19 protein-coding genes are annotated in these 20,463 nt (G+C 41.0%); 4 read left to right on the top strand and 15 right to left on the bottom strand.

Features of this window, described 5'->3' with window-relative positions:
* Positions 1-26: 26 nt before the first annotated feature.
* On the bottom strand, positions 27-1,064 hold the full coding sequence (locus FY557_RS06675; protein WP_149246510.1) for an NAD(P)H-dependent glycerol-3-phosphate dehydrogenase: 1,038 nt from the start codon (positions 1,062-1,064) through the stop codon (positions 27-29).
* 226 nt (positions 1,065-1,290) lie between these two features.
* Between FY557_RS06675 and FY557_RS06670 the strand changes: the two genes are divergently transcribed.
* Positions 1,291-2,310 carry a M23 family metallopeptidase gene (locus FY557_RS06670; protein WP_149246509.1) on the top strand — a complete coding sequence of 340 codons (1,020 nt, stop codon included), beginning with the start codon at positions 1,291-1,293 and terminating at the stop codon, positions 2,308-2,310.
* 128 nt (positions 2,311-2,438) lie between these two features.
* Here the strand turns inward: FY557_RS06670 and FY557_RS06665 are convergent, their stop codons facing one another.
* The 6 genes from FY557_RS06665 to FY557_RS06640 all read right to left on the bottom strand — a co-directional run bounded on the left by FY557_RS06665 (position 2,439) and on the right by FY557_RS06640 (position 7,350).
* The gene (locus FY557_RS06665; RefSeq protein WP_149246508.1) at positions 2,439-3,089 is read right to left on the bottom strand and encodes an NAD(P)-dependent oxidoreductase; all 651 of its coding nucleotides are present in this window, start codon (positions 3,087-3,089) and stop codon (positions 2,439-2,441) included.
* A 58-nt stretch (positions 3,090-3,147) separates the two neighbouring features.
* Complete coding sequence (locus tag FY557_RS06660) at positions 3,148-3,558, bottom strand: Rrf2 family transcriptional regulator (RefSeq protein ID WP_149246507.1); 411 nt, start codon at positions 3,556-3,558, stop codon at positions 3,148-3,150.
* 60 nt (positions 3,559-3,618) lie between these two features.
* On the bottom strand, positions 3,619-5,085 hold the full coding sequence (locus FY557_RS06655) for a serine hydrolase (protein WP_149246506.1): 1,467 nt from the start codon (positions 5,083-5,085) through the stop codon (positions 3,619-3,621).
* Positions 5,086-5,172: 87 nt separating this feature from the next.
* Positions 5,173-5,748 (bottom strand): helix-turn-helix domain-containing protein, encoded by a 576-nt coding sequence (locus FY557_RS06650; protein ID WP_149246505.1) that lies wholly within the window; start codon positions 5,746-5,748, stop codon positions 5,173-5,175.
* Positions 5,749-5,783: 35 nt separating this feature from the next.
* Positions 5,784-6,734 (bottom strand): hypothetical protein, encoded by a 951-nt coding sequence (locus tag FY557_RS06645; protein ID WP_149246504.1) that lies wholly within the window; start codon positions 6,732-6,734, stop codon positions 5,784-5,786.
* A 181-nt stretch (positions 6,735-6,915) separates the two neighbouring features.
* Positions 6,916-7,350 carry an FKBP-type peptidyl-prolyl cis-trans isomerase gene (locus FY557_RS06640; protein WP_149246503.1) on the bottom strand — a complete coding sequence of 145 codons (435 nt, stop codon included), beginning with the start codon at positions 7,348-7,350 and terminating at the stop codon, positions 6,916-6,918.
* A 226-nt stretch (positions 7,351-7,576) separates the two neighbouring features.
* Between FY557_RS06640 and FY557_RS06635 the strand changes: the two genes are divergently transcribed.
* Positions 7,577-8,578, top strand: coding sequence for a catalase (locus tag FY557_RS06635; RefSeq protein WP_149246502.1), 1,002 nt, complete (start codon positions 7,577-7,579; stop codon positions 8,576-8,578).
* 356 nt (positions 8,579-8,934) lie between these two features.
* On the opposite strand, the gene FY557_RS06630 is transcribed toward FY557_RS06635, so the two are convergent.
* The 7 genes from FY557_RS06630 to FY557_RS06600 form a co-directional block, all read right to left on the bottom strand.
* Entirely contained in the window at positions 8,935-9,975 is a 1,041-nt protein-coding gene (locus FY557_RS06630; protein ID WP_149246501.1) for a TerC/Alx family metal homeostasis membrane protein, read from the bottom strand.
* A 126-nt stretch (positions 9,976-10,101) separates the two neighbouring features.
* Positions 10,102-10,713 (bottom strand): TerD family protein, encoded by a 612-nt coding sequence (locus FY557_RS06625; protein ID WP_149246500.1) that lies wholly within the window; start codon positions 10,711-10,713, stop codon positions 10,102-10,104.
* A gap of 56 nt (positions 10,714-10,769) precedes the next feature.
* Positions 10,770-11,720, bottom strand: coding sequence for a hypothetical protein (locus FY557_RS06620; protein ID WP_149246499.1), 951 nt, complete (start codon positions 11,718-11,720; stop codon positions 10,770-10,772).
* A gap of 13 nt (positions 11,721-11,733) precedes the next feature.
* Positions 11,734-12,906: a toxic anion resistance protein gene (locus FY557_RS06615; protein WP_149246498.1), complete on the bottom strand. Its 1,173-nt coding sequence runs from the start codon at positions 12,904-12,906 to the stop codon at positions 11,734-11,736.
* A gap of 6 nt (positions 12,907-12,912) precedes the next feature.
* Positions 12,913-13,467 carry a TerD family protein gene (locus FY557_RS06610; RefSeq protein WP_149246497.1) on the bottom strand — a complete coding sequence of 185 codons (555 nt, stop codon included), beginning with the start codon at positions 13,465-13,467 and terminating at the stop codon, positions 12,913-12,915.
* A complete protein-coding gene (locus FY557_RS06605; RefSeq protein ID WP_149246496.1) occupies positions 13,457-14,281 on the bottom strand; it encodes a phosphoribosyltransferase family protein in 825 nt (274 codons plus the stop codon). Before FY557_RS06605 ends, FY557_RS06610 begins: the two co-directional genes overlap by 11 nt.
* Positions 14,282-14,283: 2 nt before the next feature.
* Positions 14,284-14,958 (bottom strand): HAD family hydrolase, encoded by a 675-nt coding sequence (locus FY557_RS06600; RefSeq protein ID WP_149246495.1) that lies wholly within the window; start codon positions 14,956-14,958, stop codon positions 14,284-14,286.
* A gap of 1,409 nt (positions 14,959-16,367) precedes the next feature.
* Between FY557_RS06600 and FY557_RS20460 the strand changes: the two genes are divergently transcribed.
* Together FY557_RS20460 and fusA are read left to right on the top strand one after the other, a co-directional pair.
* Positions 16,368-16,595 (top strand): GTP-binding protein, encoded by a 228-nt coding sequence (locus tag FY557_RS20460; RefSeq protein WP_262713530.1) that lies wholly within the window; start codon positions 16,368-16,370, stop codon positions 16,593-16,595.
* Complete coding sequence (gene fusA / locus FY557_RS06595) at positions 16,565-18,433, top strand: elongation factor G (RefSeq protein WP_262713529.1); 1,869 nt, start codon at positions 16,565-16,567, stop codon at positions 18,431-18,433. Before FY557_RS20460 ends, fusA begins: the two co-directional genes overlap by 31 nt.
* Before the next feature lie 180 nt (positions 18,434-18,613).
* On the opposite strand, the gene FY557_RS06590 is transcribed toward fusA, so the two are convergent.
* Positions 18,614-20,152 carry a SulP family inorganic anion transporter gene (locus FY557_RS06590; protein WP_149246494.1) on the bottom strand — a complete coding sequence of 513 codons (1,539 nt, stop codon included), beginning with the start codon at positions 20,150-20,152 and terminating at the stop codon, positions 18,614-18,616.
* Between the last annotated feature and the right edge of the window lie 311 nt (positions 20,153-20,463).

The following is a 20,463-nucleotide window of genomic DNA, read 5'->3' as shown; positions in this document are numbered from 1 at the left end:
TTTTCCACTTCAGATGGTTTTAATCTTTAATCCAGTTTGGCCGTCAGTTTTTTGAATTGTTTTTCTGCGTTTTTGCCTTCATAGAGAATGCTGTAAATGGTATCGACGATCGGCAGTTTCAATCCTTTTTCCTTTGAGGTTTTGTAAATGGAATCTGCGGCATAGTACCCTTCCGCCACCATGTTCATCGACTGGATTGCAGATTTTACGGTATAGCCTTTTCCGATCAGGTTTCCGAGATTTCTGTTTCGTGAGAAAAGCGAGTACGCAGTTACCAGCAAATCCCCAAGATAGGCACTTTCATTTACGTCCCTCGGTGCTTCATAGATAGCTTCCAGGAAAGTTTCCATTTCACGGATGGCATTGGAAACGAAAACGGCCGTAAAGTTGTCCCCATATCCCAGACCGCTGGCAATTCCGGCCCCGATCGCAAAAATATTTTTCAGGATGGCACTGTATTCATTCCCTAAAAGGTCCTTGCTGGAATGCATTTTTATAAAATCCGAATTGAAAATATTTACCAATTTTGTAGAAACCTCTTCTTCTACTGTAGCCACGGTAAGGTAGGAAAGTCTTTCCATTGCAACTTCTTCTGCGTGACAAGGACCTGCGATCACCGCCTGGTTCCGGAAACCGATTTTGAATTCATCCCTAAGATAATGTGCTACAACGTCATTCACCTTAGGAATAATTCCTTTAATAGCGGAAACGAAGATTTTATTGGTACAGTCACATGTCATTTTCTCCATGGTATCAGAAAGATAAATGGAAGGGGTCGCGAGCACCACTACATCACAGGCCGAAACCAGTTCATTGATATCCGTTGTCAGCTTTAAATTTTTAAGGTTAAAATTCACCGCCGTAAGGTAAGTCGGATTATGGCCTCTCTGCTCGATGGCACCTTTTACATATTCGTTTCTTACACACCAGTGCACGACTTTACAGTTTTCCACCAGCATTTTCACAATAGCCGTAGCGAAACTTCCGCTTCCGACAACCCCTACCGGGAGGTCATTTTTGCTCTTTTTAGAATTCGATTCTGTATTGGTTTTCTTTTTAGCCATAATAGAAATGTGAACTGCAAATATATTAAAACAAAGATGGAAGAAAAATGTTTAGGGACATGATAAAACCCATTTTATGTTAAATTAACAGTTCCGAACAATTAAATAGCTAAAACGCCGTTAATTACCGATATGCCTAAAGTTCTGTTAAAAATATGCCTTAAAGTTTATTTTTAATTAAATTTGCAGGCTTAAAACCGTTTTGTAATTGACTAAGAGAAGAAAAATGAAAAGATTTCTAAGCCGAAAAAAGAACGTAAATATGCTTCTGGGAGGCCTTTTACTAGTAGTTTTTGCCCAAGGGATTTTCATTGCCAAGCTGTATTCTGAAAAGGATAACAGAAACTATGAAGTAAACCTGGTAAAGATAAACACTGAAAAAGACAGTGTGGATTATCTGAAGATGAAGACCGATCTCACTTTGATGGATCAGACCGTAGCAGAACTGAATTCTTTCCTGAAATCCAAAGATGTTCCCAATGAAAAGGTAACGATTCTCAGCAAGGACAGCATTTCAAACTCCGTTTATCTGGCCAAGCAGGCCAACCGGTACAGCCAGTATCTGATGAATCTTCAGAACAAGCTGCTGCAGGTTCCGCTGGGAATGCCGACCGAAGGCTATATTTCATCCAACTTCGGGATACGGAAAAACCCGATTCCTTTTAAAACCGTTTTTGCCGCTGTAAAAACCGGTAATGGTACAAAACCGGCTGCTGTAGCCGTTGCCGCTCCGGAAGTTAAGGCTGAACCCGTGGAAAAAATCATTGAGGTAACGGACAGTTACGGCAATAAAAGGGAAGTTAAAGTGATGGTTACTCCAAAAGCAGCATCTTCAACCCCTGCTCCTGCGGCAGCCAATACTTCTTCAAAAGCAGTTGCTGCCAATACCGATAAGCCGGCTGAGAAAAACAACCCTCCTGCCGAAGCCGATCAGATGCAGTTTCACAAAGGATTGGATATTGCCGTTGCCTTCGGTTCTGATGTGATAGCGACCGCTGCAGGCACTGTGATTTTCTCCGGACAGAAGGGCGGTTACGGAAATTGTGTGATTGTCTCCCACGGAAACGGACTGGCTACCCTTTACGGGCATTTATCCCAATTGGTAGCGAAGGTAAATGATAAGGTGAAAGTAGGACAGGTAATTGCCAAATCCGGAAATTCGGGACGTTCTACCGGACCTCATCTTCATTATGAAGTACACAAGAACAATACACCGGTCAATCCGAAGTTGTTTATGAATCTGTAACAGGCTGATAGCAATTGGCTGTTGACTTCTTGCTTTAGTAAAATAATAAAAAATAAATAGGATGCTTTTGGGCATCCTATTTTATTATGAGCAGGACTGGACTGCTGCAATTCTTTTTATTGAATTGATTAATACGCTGCTGTAAAACGCTCACGGATGTGGTTGTTCTGCTCAAGTTCATCTGCCAGAACCACCGCTACATCTTCTACGGAAAGAACGCTTCTGCCGTTTTCATCAAATACCGGATTTTCAAGTGCCGTTCTGTATTTTCCTGTTCTCACACCGGCTGTTCCCTGATGCATTTCAATGGCCGGGCTGAAGAATGTCCAGTCCAATGTTGTGTTTTCTTTGATTTTATTTAAATAATCTCTTGCTGCGGCTGCTCCCGGTTTGATGTCGGCAGGAAAATCAGGACCGTCTACCAACTGATTTCCATCGATGTAGAGACTTCCTGCTCCACCTACGGTAATGAATCTCTTAACACCTGATTTTTCCACTGCTTTTTCGATATTTACCGAACCGTTAAGGAAATCATCATACAGGTTTGGGTTGGTCCATCCTGCATTAAAGGCATTAATGACCGCATCATTTCCCTTTAAGGCTTCTGCCAGTTCATCCACATTATTTACATCCACGCTTTTTGCAGTTACTTTTTCGTTCTGGCCGACTTTTGAGGCATCCCTTACAATCGCTTCAACTTCATACCCTCTGTTGGTTAGTTCGTTCACTAATGGTGTTCCCACAAATCCTGTGGCTCCGATTACGGCTACTTTTTTCATAATAATTTATTTAAAATTAAATTGTAATAATTTTTGTTACATTTATGATTAAAAATTTTTATCTGAACTGATCACAGAATTCTTTCAGGGATTTGGTGCCCAAAAAGTTTAAAACCAGCTGATCGGTTTCAGAAAATAAACTTTTTAAATGATCGTTGATCTCTTTTCCTACCGGACAGGCCGGATTCGGATTATTGTTTTTTTTCCCCAGAACTTCCGTATTCTTTACCGCCAGGTAAATTTCGGAAATACAGATTTCTTCTGCATTCCTGGCCAATTGGCTCCCTCCTTCTTTTCCCTGCCGGCTGACAATTAATCCTGCTTCTCTCAATATGCTTAATTCCTTACGGACGATTACAGGATTGATACTAATGCTTCCCGCCATCCACTCGGAAGTAAGCCAATCCTGCGGACTTTCCGCCAGTAGGGTCATGATATGTATTGCGGTGGCAAATCTTGTATTGTTCATGATAATTACAGGACAAAGGTAAACAATAATTTTAATGTAACAAATTTTATTACATTAAAATTATTCAGTTTCTATTTTTACCATTTTTTTTCCTGCTTCACCCAGATACTGATCAATCAGCGGTTCATACAGTTGGTATCCGTGATCCACATTGGTAAAAATTACCAGCCCCTGCTTTGTTTCCGGCAGCATGACCACCAGAGTATTTACTCCTTTATCCGTACCACCGTGCGAAAGGGCTGTTTCTCCGTTTCCCAGCTCATATATTTCAAAGCCTAGTCCGAAATACTTGTCTTTTTTTGTTTTAACCTGTCCGGTTTTCATTTCCTTAAATATTTCTTTTGACAACAGGCTGTTATTCATCACGGCGATCAGAAACCGGCTGTAATCTTCTATAGAGGTAATGAGATCATCCGCGGCGTTCGGCCGGTTATTTTTCACGATATCATAAGGTTTGCCGTCATTGTCATAACCGGTAACGATTCTTTCCGCATCTTTTTTCTCATTCCAGATATAGCTTGTATCATACATGCCTACAGGCTGAAAAATCATTTCTTTCGCTAATTCTTCTAGGTTTTTATGGAATTTATTTTCCACAGCCTTGCGCAGATATTCATAGCCTTCGCCGGAATACTGGTATTTCGATCCGGGATCAAACTCGAAGCTTAGCCGATGGTCCGGCTTCTGCCATCTCCAGTTCGGAAAACCGGTCTGATGGCTCAAAATTATTCTGGTTGTCAATTTTTTGTGTCTTGGATCTTTTACAATATCGGGATCGGTCCAGTATTTGTCCAGCGGTTCGTCAAGGTTCCATTTTCCCAGGCTTACCAGACGTAAAACGGTGAGTGCAGTTACCGGTTTGGTAAGGGAAGCTACATTAAAAAGACTGTTGTAAGGGGCTGTCGTTTTCCCGTCAAGGGTTCCATACACTTTTATCTGGGTTAATTTTCCGTTTTCGATAACGCCTAACCCTAACGTCGGAATATCGTTGTCTTTCAGTAGCTGTTCAACAGGATCTGCGATTAGAGTATGGCTAGGACCTCCGTGATCATAACTTAATACATCGCTCATGATCCAGCTTCCGTTTTTCTTCGTCCAGACTGTTGTAAATTTTGCCCTGCCGCTTAAAACATCTTTTTTATAAGGTTCGCGCATGTAAAACTGATGTTCTCCGGACTGTATTGCACCATACAGATCCCCATTGCTGTACAGAGGAAAAACTTCAAGGCTCCCAGGAACAACTTTGCGGATCGGCTTTTTAAGAGGATCGGAACAGATATTTTCGCGGGTTCTTTCCAAAAACAATTTCTTATCCTGGAAGCCGCCTTTATCATGATAAAATTTCAGATCGTTATCCATAAACTTTTCAAGGTATGCCATATCGCAGCTGTTGAAACCTCTTTCGAAAAACAGACTGTCCTGTTTTTTCAATTCTAAAAATAAGTCTGAATTTTTATCGCTCTGAGCATCTGTATTCACCGAGAAAAATAAAAAAGTCATCACGTATGGGAAGAATCTGTTTGCCATTGCTTAAATTTTTTGACAAAGATTCGGAATTGTTGAATCTCCCTCAAAAACAAAGCACGACAAAAACCCGACAATAGCACGACATGTTTATAAAATACTGAAATTCAATTTATAATAAAGCTTCCCCTTTCGATCTATTTCGTAAGCGTTTCTCAGGATGACGTACATATTTATCAATACCAGCATAACCATAACCGCTAAAACAGCAGAATGTCCCGGCTTGAAAAGCGCAGTTATTATAAAAATAACAGGAGAAACAATTGTTAAAAATATCTGAAGGGAAATGATCTGTCTGACGATCTGAGATTTCTCTTTTGTAAAAAGCATGATCAATAAGGGCGGAAGCACATTAGCTACCGGAAACCACGCAAAAGGAAGTGAAGAAAGATTGATGAGCTTAACCAAAGTGAAATTAACGGATTTTTCTTTTTCCGGCATTTCAGGAATTTCTTCAACTTCAATCTCTTTCCGGAATTGTATTTCAGGAATCCGCAAATCGCTTTCAGGAACATCCAGGCTCAGAGCGAGTGTCTTTAAAGTATATCCTTTAGGCTGCACACCGGCTTCGATCCGTTGAATAGTTCTTACGGAAAGCCCTGATCTTTCAGCCACCTCTTCCTGAGTAAGATTCCTCAGTTCTCTTATTTTTTTTAATTCCGACATAAATATCAAGCTGACACAAATTTACAATTTCAGGATTATAAAATCAATTTATCCAGATCCAGCAGCAGGTAATTGATATTCTGGTTGATCGTCCTTGTAGCCGACTGCATCTGATTGAGCATAGCCGCACGGTTGTGAAGATCCTGCGACCGGTAAAAGCCTCCATCGCTGAAAATCACCGACTGATCCGCCTCCTGCTTATCATCATCAAACTGATAATGCAGCCAACGTTCTTTCATACTGGAAATAATAGAGTGCTTTTCCCGGTTCGAAAATCTTTTTTCGGTATACATGTACCAGATAAACGGCGGGAAGTTCGGGGATTCGAGTCTTTCTTTCCAGATATCTCTCAGCAGGTTTCTCTGATGGATAAATTCTACCTTCCGGCCTTTGGGATTAAGGGTCGCCAGTCCGAAGCCGGCTCCCAAGCCTCCTCCGCCGATGTCGATCGCACTGCTCCATGCTTCGCTTTTCACGATTCCTCCGGCAATTGATGCGGCGGCTCCCGTTACAATCGAGTAAAGAATAAGCCTGTTGTTTCTGGAATCGTTCAGGTTATCCACATAATTTCCGATCTGGGCCACCCGCTCCCCTTCACAATCGAATTCTGCAGCTACGGCATCCAGTTCCGTCAGTGCAATCGTTATTTTGCTGTTGATCCTGGTTTTCAGCTGCAATACTTTTACCTGCGACTGTAGGGAAGAATCTTTTTTAAGTTTTATGATTTGATGTACTTCATCAAGGTTATCCAGCGCATTGAGGATCAGGATGCTTTGATCAGAGAAAATCCCTTTGAGATCTTTATTGGCCGCTATAACGGAATCCGAATTACAGGAGGGTAATTTATTGCCGTAATTGTATTTAAAAGGGGCTTTGCAATAGCTGTCCCTAAGCGTAAGGATATTCTGCTTAATGGCCTGGTTTTTCTTTGAAACACAGGAGGCCAACAGGCAGACTGCCGGTAAAAAATAAAGCAGTTTTTTCATTTTTTATTTCTTTAACTTAGCAAAGAATTCATCTGTGCCGAAGCAGCTACCTTCATCTTTAAAGAACGGACTTTGGTCTTATGTTTAAATGAAATTCTTCTGCTAAAGCCGGCTACGAATATACATAAATAAAAAATTTACCCGGAGCCCGGATAAATTTTTTAAGCTATCTTTAGATAATCTATTTGATATCAAGCAATTCCACCTCAAAAACAAGGGTAGAATTCGGGCCGATTTCCTTACTGATCTGCTGGTCGCCATACGCCAGGTGCGGCGGAATAATCAGTCTCCACTTGCTGCCCACCGGCATCAGCTGAAGTGCTTCCGTCCATCCTTTGATTACTTTATTTAAAGGAAATGAAGCCGGCGTTCCTCTTTTCACGGAGCTGTCAAACACTTTCCCGGTAATGGTTGTTCCGTGGTAATGGCATTTTACCGTTGACCTAGGCCCAGGTTTCGGCCCGTCGCCTTCGGTAATAATCTCATACTGCAGTCCGCTTGGCAGTTCAACAACACTTTCCTTCTTGCCGTATTCTGCCATATATTCCTGACCGTCTTTCAGGTTCTTTTCTGCCTGCTCTTTTTTACGTTTGAATAACATATCTGCTACGCCCATAATTAAATTTTTTACAAAGATAGGATTTTAAGGCGGGATTAACGGAAGCTGAAGAATGGAAGTTTCTCAGTACCATTATCATAAGGATTATTTAAAATTGTATTCCTAGCATTCCAACTGTCTGAAAATCAAAGTTCGATTCTTAAGTTCGGAAATTTCAGATATGTTTAACACTGTATTAACATGTTTACGGAAAGTTGGCGTTATAATTGGACTTAAAAACTAAATGCCGAGTCCATTAAAATATAATAAGAGTTTTGATAAGCTGACTGATGAGGAACAGGAACTTCTCGAAATCAACAAAAAAAGCATTGCTGATTTTGTAGAACAGTCATCTTCTGTGAGTGATGTTGATTATGCCACCCGGAACGCTCACGCCAAAACCTATGCCGTAACAAAAGGAGTATTCATTATTGAGCGTGATCTTCCGGAAGAATTACAGCCTTTTTTCGATAAAGAAAAATACGATCTTACCATCCGTTTCTCTAATGCTCATCCGAAAATTATCAGAGGTAAAAAGGATATTCCGGCTTATGGTTTTGCTGTAAAAGTAAAAGACGAAAATGGCGTACTGATGGCAAATTTTCCACTGGTAAATTTTCCGTTGTTCCCTATTAATGCCGTAAGTACTTTTCTGAAACTGTTCACTTCGGTGAATCGTTTTTTCATTAAGAAATGGAGTTCCTTTTCTTTAATGCTGCAGATCATTAAGGTAATTCCATCCACGTTTACGGGCTCATTTGTAAAGAATATTTTCAAGCTCTGGAGAAAGCGGAATGATTTTTTCCTTTCTTTCGACTATCATTCGGTGGGCGTATACCGCCTGGGCGATTACATGATGAAAATTAAGCTGAAGCCACGATCCGTCCCTAAAAATTTCGGAAGACGGCTGAAAGTAAAAGATGCCCTGGAAAGTTATTTAAACACAGAAAATTTTACGGCTGATATCATGATCCAGCTTTGTTATAACTTGAAGGACCAGCCCATTAACCAGCTTAATGTGGAATGGAAAAACTCCCCTTTTATTAAAATCGGAGAAATAAAAATTGATCAAGGCTGTCTTCTGGATCCGTATGCCTGCGAAAATGAAATGCTTTCGTTCAACCCCTTCGAGAGCAAGATCTTCTTCCAGCCGGTCGGAAAATTACAGAAACTGAGAGAAGACGCCTATAAAATTTCCATGCAGACCAGATTGAAGATCAATAAGCTGTTGAAGTATAACAAGTAAATAGTGAATTTTGCTTCGCAAGTGAATAGTCAGGGTGAATTTACCTACAGTCATGTTGGAAAAACGCTCAGGCAAAATCTTTTGAAATACGGAATGTTTTAAGACGCAGGGATTTTATCTCTGATAAAATTGAAAACTGTTGATTTTGTAAAGCATAAATATTCAAATATTAGTATTAGCGGAATGATTGTGCAATTCCCTTTCGTCTTAGCACATCCCAACAACCGTCAGAAGCACAGATTAAAATTGACAAGCGCAGCGGATTCACCCACAGGAATTGACAATTCACTATTTATTTTTTAAAACGAAAAGGCTTTACGCAGAGTAAAGCCTTTTTGTTTTATCGATCAAATAAATTAGTCTTCGAGTTTTTCTTTTTCTTCCTTTTTATCGGGAAAGATGAGTGACAGAATAACCGAGATCACCAGAACCCCGCCTACGATTCCCAAGGATACCGGCGAGGGAATATGGATCCACGGAGCAATCAGCATTTTTATCCCGATGAACGTCAGAATAACGGCCAGACCATAAGGCAGCTTGCTGAACATATGGATGAAATTGGCCAGCAGGAAATACAAAGACCTTAATCCCAGAATCGCGAAAATATTCGAGGTATACAGGATAAACGGATCATTGGAAATAGCAAAGATCGCCGGAATGGAATCTACCGCGAAAAGCACATCGGTAAATTCGATAACGGCTACGACCACCAATAGCGGTGTGGCCATTTTCACCCCGTTCTGAATGGTAAAGAATTTATCGCCGACATAGTTATCGGAAACTTTCCAGAATCTTTTGATGAGCCGGGCTCCTGCAGTATTGCTGTAGTCTTCATCTTCGTCATCATCACCGCCACCCCAGGATTTGATTCCCGCATAGACAAGAAAAAGCCCGAATAGAGCCATGACAATATTTATTTTTACCGGATGGCCGAAAATATTCATTTCCGGCAGATAGGTAAGATTAATCAGGCCTACGCCTGCAAAGATGAAAACGGCCCTGAAGATCAATGCTCCGATAATCCCCCAGAACAGCACCTTGTGATGCAGGTATTTCGGAACCTTAAAAAATCCGAAAACCAGGATAAAAACGAACAGGTTGTCCACCGAAAGCGCTTTTTCAATCCAGTACGCTGCCTGGTATTGCGTGAATTTCTCTACAGCCACTTCATGGCTGCCGGGTCCCAGATCTGAGTTGTATACCCAGTAAACAACACCGGAAAACAGCATGGACAGCGAGATCCATACAACTGACCAGATTGTGGCTTCTTTAGAAGAAACCTCATGACTTTTTTTGTTGAAAACCCCTAAGTCAAGGAGCAACATGATAACCACCGTTACCGCGAATCCCCAAACCAGACCGGGATGAAGATCCAAAATGCTAGTATTTTGTCCCACTTTTTACTCTATGTTGTTATATGATAAAAGCAATAGCTGCATGAAAACAGATATTGCCATTTTAAATGATATTAAAGCCAATGGATTCAGCATAGGTTTTAGCTAAGCTGATTCTTATATTTTCTTCTACAAATATTTCTGCTTTACCGTTTCTATCGTTTCCTGCAGTTTTCGGTCGGCTGTCGGATCTCCGATTGCGTTGAATTTCCATTCTCCGTTTCTTTTGTAGAAAACACCCATTACCATGGCGACATGGCCTTTGAAAGAAGCGTCGTTTGCAATATCATATTTCGCGAAAACTTCCCTTACGTTGGTTGGCGTACCTTCATAAATCCTGATGGAAGCAAAAGGAATGGTACCGAAATCCTGGCCTTTGTAGCTGTTCAGCACCAATGCCACATGTTCTACATTAGAATCCAAATTACTGAAATCTACAGTAATCACTTCATTATCCAGTCCGTCATTTCCGTTTACGTCACCGGTTAAGTCGTCCCCGCTGTGTCTTACCGCTCCGTTTTTAGACTTCAGGTTCCCGAAATAAATGATTTCAGTAGCGTTTTTGTTAGTATCATATAAAATACAGCTTCCGTCCAGGTCCACCGCCTCTCTGGTAACGCCGCCGAAAAATCCTTTTTTCTCGATTGCCCCCCAGTTGATTCCCACACAAGCCTGTGAAAGCGTGGTCCCGTTTTCCTTGGTAAGGTTTATTCTCTGACCTTTTTGTAAGTTAATAGCCATCTTTTTATGTTTAGTTTGTTAATTTGTTTTTTGCAAAGCATCATCTGATCTTCGCTTTAATTGTTATTTAAATTTAAATTCAGCATCGCTCGGAGAATATTGGTTTCTTCATTGATGTCGAACATCTTGCTCATGATATCGGTATTTTCCAGATTTCTGATATAATCTTTCAACACGTTCACCACCTGCTCCGGCAGTATTTTTTTCTTTTCGTTCATCGTTTCTTCCAGCTGCTCGTTTTTTCTTTTAAGCTGATGAATGATGGTCCCCTGGTTTGATTCATTGGGCGTAGTATCCAGCTTTTCCAGTTTTTTGGGATCTACCAGATACATTTTCCGGCTTTCCACATCAAAAATAAAATAATCTTCAGACTGAAAAATCTTGAAAAGCTCATATTCATTACCGGAAATTGCATAGCCACATACAAAACGGACTTTAAAGTTCTGAATATTAAGCCGTCCCAGCAGTTTTCGTTCAATCTGATATTCCTGATACTGATAAGCCGGAAAGCTTCCCGATTTCAGCAGTTCTTCATCAACATCCGATCTGTAAAACTCAGCGGCATACTTTTTATAAAAATACAGCACATGGTCCCAGTTTAGGCGGAATTTATTTTCCGTAAGATCGGTGTATAGGTTTTTAAGGTGACTTGAAAAAATACCGCTGTACATTTTCCGGTCGGTCTCAAAACCGTCTGCCCGTTTTTCCTCAAATTCGGAGATGTATTTACTGTTGACCTCCATCTCGTTGATCACTGCCAGCATATCATTTTCCTTCTGCCTTTTGATCTTTGTTAAAAGCTCAATAAGGCTGTCGGTGAACTGCAGGTGAAAAAGTTCCAGTTTACTGTAATCCAGCCCCTTGTTTTCCTGAAAAAGATTGTGGATAATATCCGTCTTGATGTAAATGGAAATGATATCGACATTTTCAAAAAAATTCGCAAGAAGCTTAAGTTTCGTTAATCTTCTCTTGCTTTGGGACATGATATTTACGGCATCTTCATTCACCTTGCTGCTGCGATTATCCTCTTACGTTGGCTTTCAGTTCGTGCTCCAGGGTCATCAGATCCTGATCCAGCTTTCTTCGTCCTTCCGCCCCCTGCTTCTGGATCTGTTTTACTTCATTCAGCGTATTGATCAGTTTCGACGTTGTTTCTCTCAAAACATCTACTGAAACGATGGTCTGCTCGTTGGCCCTTGCCACATTCACGGAGTTCTGCCCCAGACGTTCAGCATTTTTCCTCAGGATTTCTTCGGTAGTTGCTGAAACTTTCTGCTGGATCTCGATGCTTTGCTGCTGCCTGTACATCGCCACTGCCAATGAAAGCTGGTTTTTCCAGAGCGGCAGTGTTGTCGTAAGGATCGTCTGTGCTTTTTCAGCAATCGAAACGTTGTTGTTCTGAACCAGTCTGATTTGCGGAAGGGACTGCATCATGATCAGGCGAACCACTTTCAGGTCAGCCAGTCTCCGGTCCAGTCTTGCAATAAAATCCCTTTTGTCAGCAATCTGATAATCCTGAAACTCCTGTGGGCGGGCTTCCATATGGGCCAGTTCCGCACCGGCCTTTTCCATTCTCAGGTTTCCGATGATCACAAGCTCCTCAATCTGTTTGATGGCATTCACATTGCTTTCGAAAATCGTCTGCAGAACAGCATTATCCTTTGTAGAAGTAATGATTCCTGCATTTACTTTATAGGCAATCTGATCGATGTTGTTGATGATCTTATCGTATTTGGCAAATAAATTCTCGATCTGCGTCATCACACTTTTCATGAAAGGCAGCTTGCTTAAAAAGCTTTTGAATTTATTCTGGTTTAATTCTTCAACATCCACATAGTTCAGCTCGACCAATAAATTATTGATCAGCTCCCCTACTTCTCCGGAATTGGATCTTCTTACATTTCCTAAGAAGCTGTCACTCTGGTTGGAAAGCGTCCTCTGAAGATCCGCTCCGAAATTTACAATGGATCCCGGATTGGTTTCGTCGATAGAATCCGCCAGGGTTTCATATTTCTGACGCTCTTCCGATTTCAGCTGGGTAAGGTTTACGTTTCCGTCACGGTCTACAAGGGGAGCCGGCGGCGTACTGGGTGCCGCCATGTTTGGCGGCGGTGCCATCGGCGTAGGTTCAAACGTTTTTAAAGGCTCAATGGATCCAAGCGGATCTATAGGTTGATTTTCCTGATTGTCCATGGTAAATTATTGATAGATTGCTACAAATTTTTCAAGGCCTTCCCGCTGTCCGGAGCCTACGGCTTCAAACTTCCACTCGCCGTTTCTATTGTAGATCCTTCCGAATTCCACTGCGGTTTCAATGGAGAAGTCTTCATCCAGTTCGTATTTTAAAATTTCTTCGTTCGTTTCCGTATTGAAAATGCGGATAAATGAGTTTCTTACCTGCCCGAAGTTCTGTCTCCTGGAATCGGCCTCATGGATTGTCACCACAACGGTGATTTCTTTTACGGCAGGATCAATTTTAGTCAGGTCGATCTGGATCTGCTCATCATCCCCGTTTCCGTCTCCCGTCAGGTTATCTCCCGAGTGGATCACGGCTTTATCCGGAGATTCCAGGTTGTTGTAAAAGATAAAGTGGTTATCGGAAACCAGCTTTTTGTTTTCGCCTAATAAGAATAAAGAGGCATCCAGGTCAAAAGCCGTTCCCGTTGATGTATTATTAGTGTCCCATCCTAAACCTACGGTGAATTTCGGTGCATTTATATTTTCTCTCTGTCCTTTCTGTAAGTTAATAGCCATAATATAATTCGGTTTGTGTTAAAGTGTTTATATTGTTTTCGTATTCTTTTATTAAATGATAATTGTTGCTGATGGCCAGCTCTAACAGCTGATCCATCTGCTCTTTTTTTACTTTAGACGTAAGATACTCAAAATTACCTGAATCCAGGCCTAAAATATATTTTACGATCCTGGTATTGAACTGAAAACCCGGTTTTGCCATTACTTCTGCAATATGCTCTGCATTTTTTACTGCAAAATAATTGAAATAGTTTTCAATTTTAGGATCCAGGTCAAAATTCATCAGCTCCGCATAATACATGAATAAAAAATCGGCTTCCACCTTGTATTCATCCAGAATCTTGTTCACGGTAAACTCGTGGCTTCCGGTAATTTTAATATCATCTATAAAAATACAAAGTTTTCCCCGAAGAAAATCCTTATCCAGATAATAAGTATCGTTGGCAATTAAATTTTTGCGGTCTTCGAAACTCAGGTTCCCATAATCCGTCGTATAGGTATGGTTCCTGTTGATTTTGGAGAGGATGCTTGATCTTTTTCCTTTCTGAAACAGATAAAAATCCAGATGCTTTTTAAAGTAAAAGCAGAGGAAATTGGAAGCGGTAGGAATGGCCATGTATGGGCTTGGCAGCACCACAATGTCTTTATCCGTATTTAAAACAGATTCATGTCCGGAAATAAATCCTTTAAACAGCTCTTTTGCAAATTTCTCGGCGTAGAAGGTGTCGCCATACTTGAAAAAGCTGTATTCCTCAGGCGAAAAAGTAAATTCATCCGCCGAATGAATGTGGTGTAAACTGTATCTTTTGTTCATAATTATATTTTGTGGGTAAGCAGGTGTGCATTGAAACCGAAATCTTTCGCGCCTTTATAGTCGGCTATCGGATTATCGCCGATGTGGAGAACCTGCTTTAAGTCCAGTTCAGGATTTTTAATGAGGTTTTTCACTTCCTGAAAGATCTTCGGATCCGGTTTGGAACAGTTGATCTCATCGGAGTAGATATGGAAATCGATGTATTGGTCAAGGTTTTCACTGATCAGGAACTTCCTCATGGTTTTTCCTTTGATAAATCCCGTATTGCTCAGGATGCTGATGGTTTTTCCCTGATTTTTAATTTCATCAAAAAACTGACGTAAGCTTTCAAAAATTACCACAGGCCTGTATTCGAGGAATAAGTCTTCGCTTTTCTGATAAAATCCATTCAGCTGATCTTTACAGATCGTTTTTAGATCTACATCAAGCACATTTAAAATCAATAGGTAAATTTCAAAGGTATCCACATTCCCGCCAATGACTTCATTAATGGTATTGCAGAGATCGTCATAGTATTTTACGGCTTTCGCTACCTCATCAAGCGGCTTATCCACCTCGAAAAACGATGCAAACAGTTCCACTCTTTTTGCTTTGAATTCAGGGTGAGATTTTATTAGGGTAAGCCACAGATCAAAAGAAAAATGGGAGTGACTGCGGATGTCTATATCTGTTTTCAAAATGTTACAAGTTAAAATTCATTTAGCTTTCCTGAAAAAGATCAATGGGTTCATGCTTTTTCATCATTAGTTTTAACGAATGATTACAATTCTCTCCAAAGATAGAATTTTCTGCTTTATCCTGTTTTTTTTTAAGAATATTTAAGATACCTACCTAAGAAAAATTCAGTAAGCCTAAAATGTCTTGTCATAAATCGAATAACATGAATTATCAAAATATATTCATTTTAAATAATTATTAGCTATAATTTATACATTAAAAACAAAGTAAATCTCATAAAAACACCATAAGTTCTGAATTTCTATCCTATCTTATTTTCGAATTGTTAAAATAAATAATCTAAGAAAATTGTCTGTTAGCCTTTCCTTTTTACATGATTTCCCATGCGCAACACCGGCTTATGTTCGTGTTTCAGAATTGATTACCTGGTTGAAATCCAGCTGAGATAACAATATTCTTGCGGTAAACGGCGCCACCTTACCACCGACCGTTACGGGAATAAAAATTCTGCTTATCCATTCAGCAAAACCATTAATCAATTAAATAACAATACTTTATATCATATCAACAGAACTGGAACTTCAGATGGGGTTACCATGATGAGCGGATCCAACGCTTCTTTCCATTTTATCTGGCTGATCCGGTCTGATACTTCTAAAATTGTTTACGTCACCAATAAGCAGGGAGCATCCGGACTGGTTAAACATCCCGGTTTATACGGCAGGTGTCCAAGGGGATCATTATGTTGCCGTATACAGCATTATTCTGAATCCGGCTAAAGATTATACTAAACTTCATAGCCTAATAAGGTTTAAAAATTTACACAATTACCGACGCCAACAAAGGCTTTTATCAAAAGGACAGGTTTCGGACAAAGAAAAAGTTGATAGGTCTGCTCTTTCCAAAGGAATTTATCTGATGGAAATCAGAGGGGTGAAAACGTTAAAGTTTATTAAATAATAATATTGACTATCAATACATTACGCCGTCCTCTTTTACAGGGACGGCTTTTCTTTTCACTTCATTTATAATACCGCCATTATAAAAAATTTAAAATTCTTTTTTGATTTTTTAAAAATTTCGCTAATTTCGCAACCGGTTAACAATCAACAATGTCAACAACAATGATAAATATTATAACTTTAAACAACCCTATCAGAGCAGTGTACTTTGGTAGCACTGAATATTTATCTGAATAACGATCGACCTTTATAAAAAATATAACGAAGGCCTGTCTGTTCAGATAGGTCTTTTTGCTACCCTACTTTCAGCACATATCTACTGAAAGCTGCCTGAAATTTACCGGAAAACAGAATTTTATTCTTGCTGACCTTCAGACAAGAACAGGGAATTCCTGTGCTTAGCCGCTAATGACGCAGCCTTAAAATCAAACATTTAAAACAACAAAATGAAATACAACACACGAAATATAGGGATTATAGCACACGTTGATGCAGGGAAAACAACCTTAACGGAACGATTGCTTTATTACACGGGAATGATTCACAAAATCGGAAACGTAGACGAAGGAAATACGACGATGGATAAAGACATTCAGGAGAAAAACCGCGGAATTACGATTTCGTCGGCAGCCATCTCAACCCAATGGAAAAAGGAAATGATCTTTTTAACATAAACCTCATTGATACACCGGGACACATTGATTTTGCCGTTGAGGTAGAACGTTCTTTACGGGTATTGGACAGTGTGGTTGCTGTCTTCTGTGCTTCTTCGGGAGTTCAGCCGCAAACGGAAAACGTCTGGTTCCAGGCAGAAAAACATGGCATTTCTAAAATCTGCTTTATCAATAAAATGGACAGGGTCGGTGCCGATTTCTTTGCCGTACTGAATGAAATAAGGACTAAGCTGAATGCTGTTCCTCTCGCTCTGCAAATCCCGATAGGTTCAGAAGACCGTTTTGAAGGCGTTATCGATCTGATTACCCAAAAGGCTCTTTACTGGACCGATGAATATGGAGAGACCATTCAGGAAAAAGAGATTCCTGAAGACTATCAGGCAGAAACGGGCGAATACAGATTAAAATTAATGGAAACCCTGGCCGAATCTGATGAAATGTTCTTCGATGTTTTCTTCGATACAGAAAAAGAAACCACTGAAGAAATAATTTTTGACATGATTAAAAAGGCCTGCCAGCTGGGCAGACTGGTTCCCGTCCTTTGCGGCTCTGCTTTTAAAAACAAGGGGGTTCAGCCATTACTCGATGCGATTGTTGCTTATCTTCCGTCTCCGGACCAGATGCCTGCAGTAAAAGCGAAAGATGCCGGAACAGGAGATACCATGGAGTTGAAAAGAACTGAAGATGAAACTTTTTCCGGACTGGTCTTCAAGGTAGTTATTGATAAGCATATGGGAAAACTGGCGATGCTGAGAATTTATTCAGGAAGCATCCAACCCGGCGACACAGTACAGAATGTAAGAACCGGCGAAAGCTTCCGGATTTCAAGGATTCTTCAGATGCAGTCAGACAAAACTTTACCCGTAGAAAAAGGGAACGCCGGCGATATTGTGGCCTTAACAGGTATTAAAGATGCGAAAACAGGAGATTCCCTGTCTTCTCCCGAACATGCCGTCCTGCTTGAATCGATTACGATTCCTGCTCCGGTGATCCGCGTTTCGATTGAACCGAAAACCAACGCCGATGAAAAATCGTTCAGCCTTGTGCTGGCGAAAATCCAGGAGGAAGATCCTTCTTTAGTTGTGGAAAGGGACCGGCAGACCGGGGAAACTTTGCTGAGCGGTCTTGGAGAGTTGCATTTGGAAGTAACACTGGAAAAAATCCGCCTGAATCACGGGATCGAAATCAACCAGGGAAAACCGAAGGTTTCTTATCGGGAAATTTTAACCCAAACCGTAAGACACCGGGAAAAACTGTCCAAGCAGAATGGCGGAAGCGGACAGTTTGCTGATATCACCTTTGAGATCGGACCGCGGGAAGACCATGAACCCGGAATGGAATTCATCAATCAGATTAAGGGTGGAGCTGTTCCGGGTGAATTTATCCCTTCTGTGGAAAAAGGATTTCGGGAAGCCATGGAAGGCGGACCGATTGGCGGCAATCCGCTGGAAAGCATGAAGGTTGTGCTTCTGGATGGTTCAGCACATAGTAATGATTCCCATGCCCAGGATTTTGAAGTCGCTGCCAGAGATGGTTTCAGAACCATTGGAAAAACCTGCAAACCGAAATTAATGGAGCCGGTCATGCAGGTGGAAATCCAGACCATTGAGGAATATACCGGGGTTGTAACGGCGGATATCAATAAACGAAGGGGAATGATTACTTCGATTGATGAAAAATCAGGAAGAAAGATCTTCATCGCTGAAGTTCCTCTGGCTTCCACTTTCGGATATATTTCCGATCTGAGGACGTTAACGAGCGGAAGGGCTTCGATCAGCATGAAATTATCGCACTATGCTTTGGTGCCTGATTTTATGATCAATACTTTAATCACCTAAAAGACAAGGGCTGTAAAATTTATTTTGCGGTCCTTGTTGGCGTTATAGGGATCAATGGTAAATCGTGATTTGTAAATTTTCCCATGGATTTTATGTATTGACACCTATTTACATCAGAAAGCAGACTAAAGTCCACTTCTATTGATGGAATTCGCGACGCAGTGGTAAACTTCCAGCATCCTACTTCTCCGGCATTACCTTATATGTCGGGTCTTCCTGTATATTCACCTCGATAACGGCTTCGGCGTTCTTGAGCATCTTCCGGCAGTCTTCGCTGAGGTGTTTCAGATGCAGCTTTTTGTTGTGCTGGGCGTACCTTTTCGATAATTTATCCAGGGCATCGATGGCACTCATATCCACAATGCGGCTTTCTCTGAAATCGATCACAGTCTGTTCAGGATCATTCACTGGATCAAATTTATCGGTAAAAGCAGTCACCGAACCGAAGAACACCGGTCCGAAAATTTCGTAATATTTAGTTCCGTTTTCATCGGTATGTTTCCGGGCACGGATTCTTTTGGCGTTATCCCAGGCAAAAACGAGCGCAGAAATTACCACCCCTACCAAAACGGCCAAGGCCAGATTATGTAAAACAATCGTAACCAATGCGACCGTTATTCCCACAAAAATATCGGATTTCGGCATTTTATTGATAATGCTGATGGAAACCCATTGAAAGGTACTGATCGCCACCATCATCATAACTCCGACCAATGCAGCCATCGGGATTTTTTCGATAAACGGGGCTCCGACCAGAATAATAATTAAGATGGTAACGGAAGCAATAATTCCGGAAAGCCGGGCCCTGGAACCGGCATTTAAATTCACCAGGGTTTGGGCTACCATGGCGCAGCCGCCCATCCCGCCGAAGAATCCGTTGGTGATATTGGCAAGTCCCTGCGCAACCGATTCTTTATTTGCATTTCCTTTAGAATTGGTAATTTCATCCACCATCGATAAGGTTAAGAGTGATTCGATCAGTCCGACACCGGCCATAATCAGGGCATACGGAAAGATAATCTGCAGGGTTTCCAGGGAAAAAGGAATTCCCGGAAGATGAAAACGGGGCAAACTGCCGCTGATACTGGCGATATCGGCTACGGTTTTGGTATTGATATTAAACCCGGCAACGACGGCAAAAATAAATACAATAGCAACCAAAGAAGCCGGAACCGCTTTGGTAATTTTAGGAAAAAGGTAAACGATAGCAATGGTCAAAACGACAAGTCCGGACATGATGTATAAAGGTGTACCCTGCATCCAGCTTGTGATGCCATCAGCACCGGTGATTTTAAACTGCTCAACCTGGGCCATGAAAATGATAACGGCCAGACCATTCAGAAAGCCGTACATAACGGGCTGAGGAATAAGCCGGACAAATTTTCCCCATTTGAAGATCCCGACCAGCATCTGGAGGATCCCGGCCAGTATAACGGTAGCAAAAAGGTAGTCTATGCCATGGCTTTTGATCAAAGCGATCAGGACAACAATGGTAGCTCCGGCCCCTCCGGATACCATTCCGGGGCGTCCGCCGAAAACAGCAGTCACGAGCCCCATCATAAAGGCTGCGTATAAACCCGTCAGAGGAGAAAGTCCTGCAAGGATAGCAAAGGAAAGCGATTCGGGAATCATGGTCATGGCAACAGTGAGACCTGCCAGCAACTCATTTTTGTAATTGATTTTTTTCGAAAAGTCGAATAAAGCGAGGGTATTTTTCATGCATTGCAAAGGTAGGGGTAAGATTCATTCCGTACAATTCCACAGTATTCTATTTTATCTATTGAAGAAATCATGAATATTCAGAAGTGTATTGCTTGTATTTTTCACCTCCGTACCGAAAGAAGAACCGGACTTGATTAATAAAGATGTATTATCAGCTTTATCTTCATGAAACTTTACTATTATTCTATCGTAAATTAAATTCTTTGAAATATCCTGACTATATGCATTAAAAATTTGCTAAATAACCATATTGACACCACATTTTTTTAACTAAACCCATGGTATTTTATATCATTTTTAATATTTTT

Origin of the sequence: Chryseobacterium sp. SN22 (assembly GCF_008329705.1) — a bacterium.
Classification (GTDB): Bacteria; Bacteroidota; Bacteroidia; order Flavobacteriales; family Weeksellaceae; genus Chryseobacterium.
Note: the sequence above shows the minus strand (reverse complement) of the source record. Positions and strands in the feature narration are given on the sequence as shown.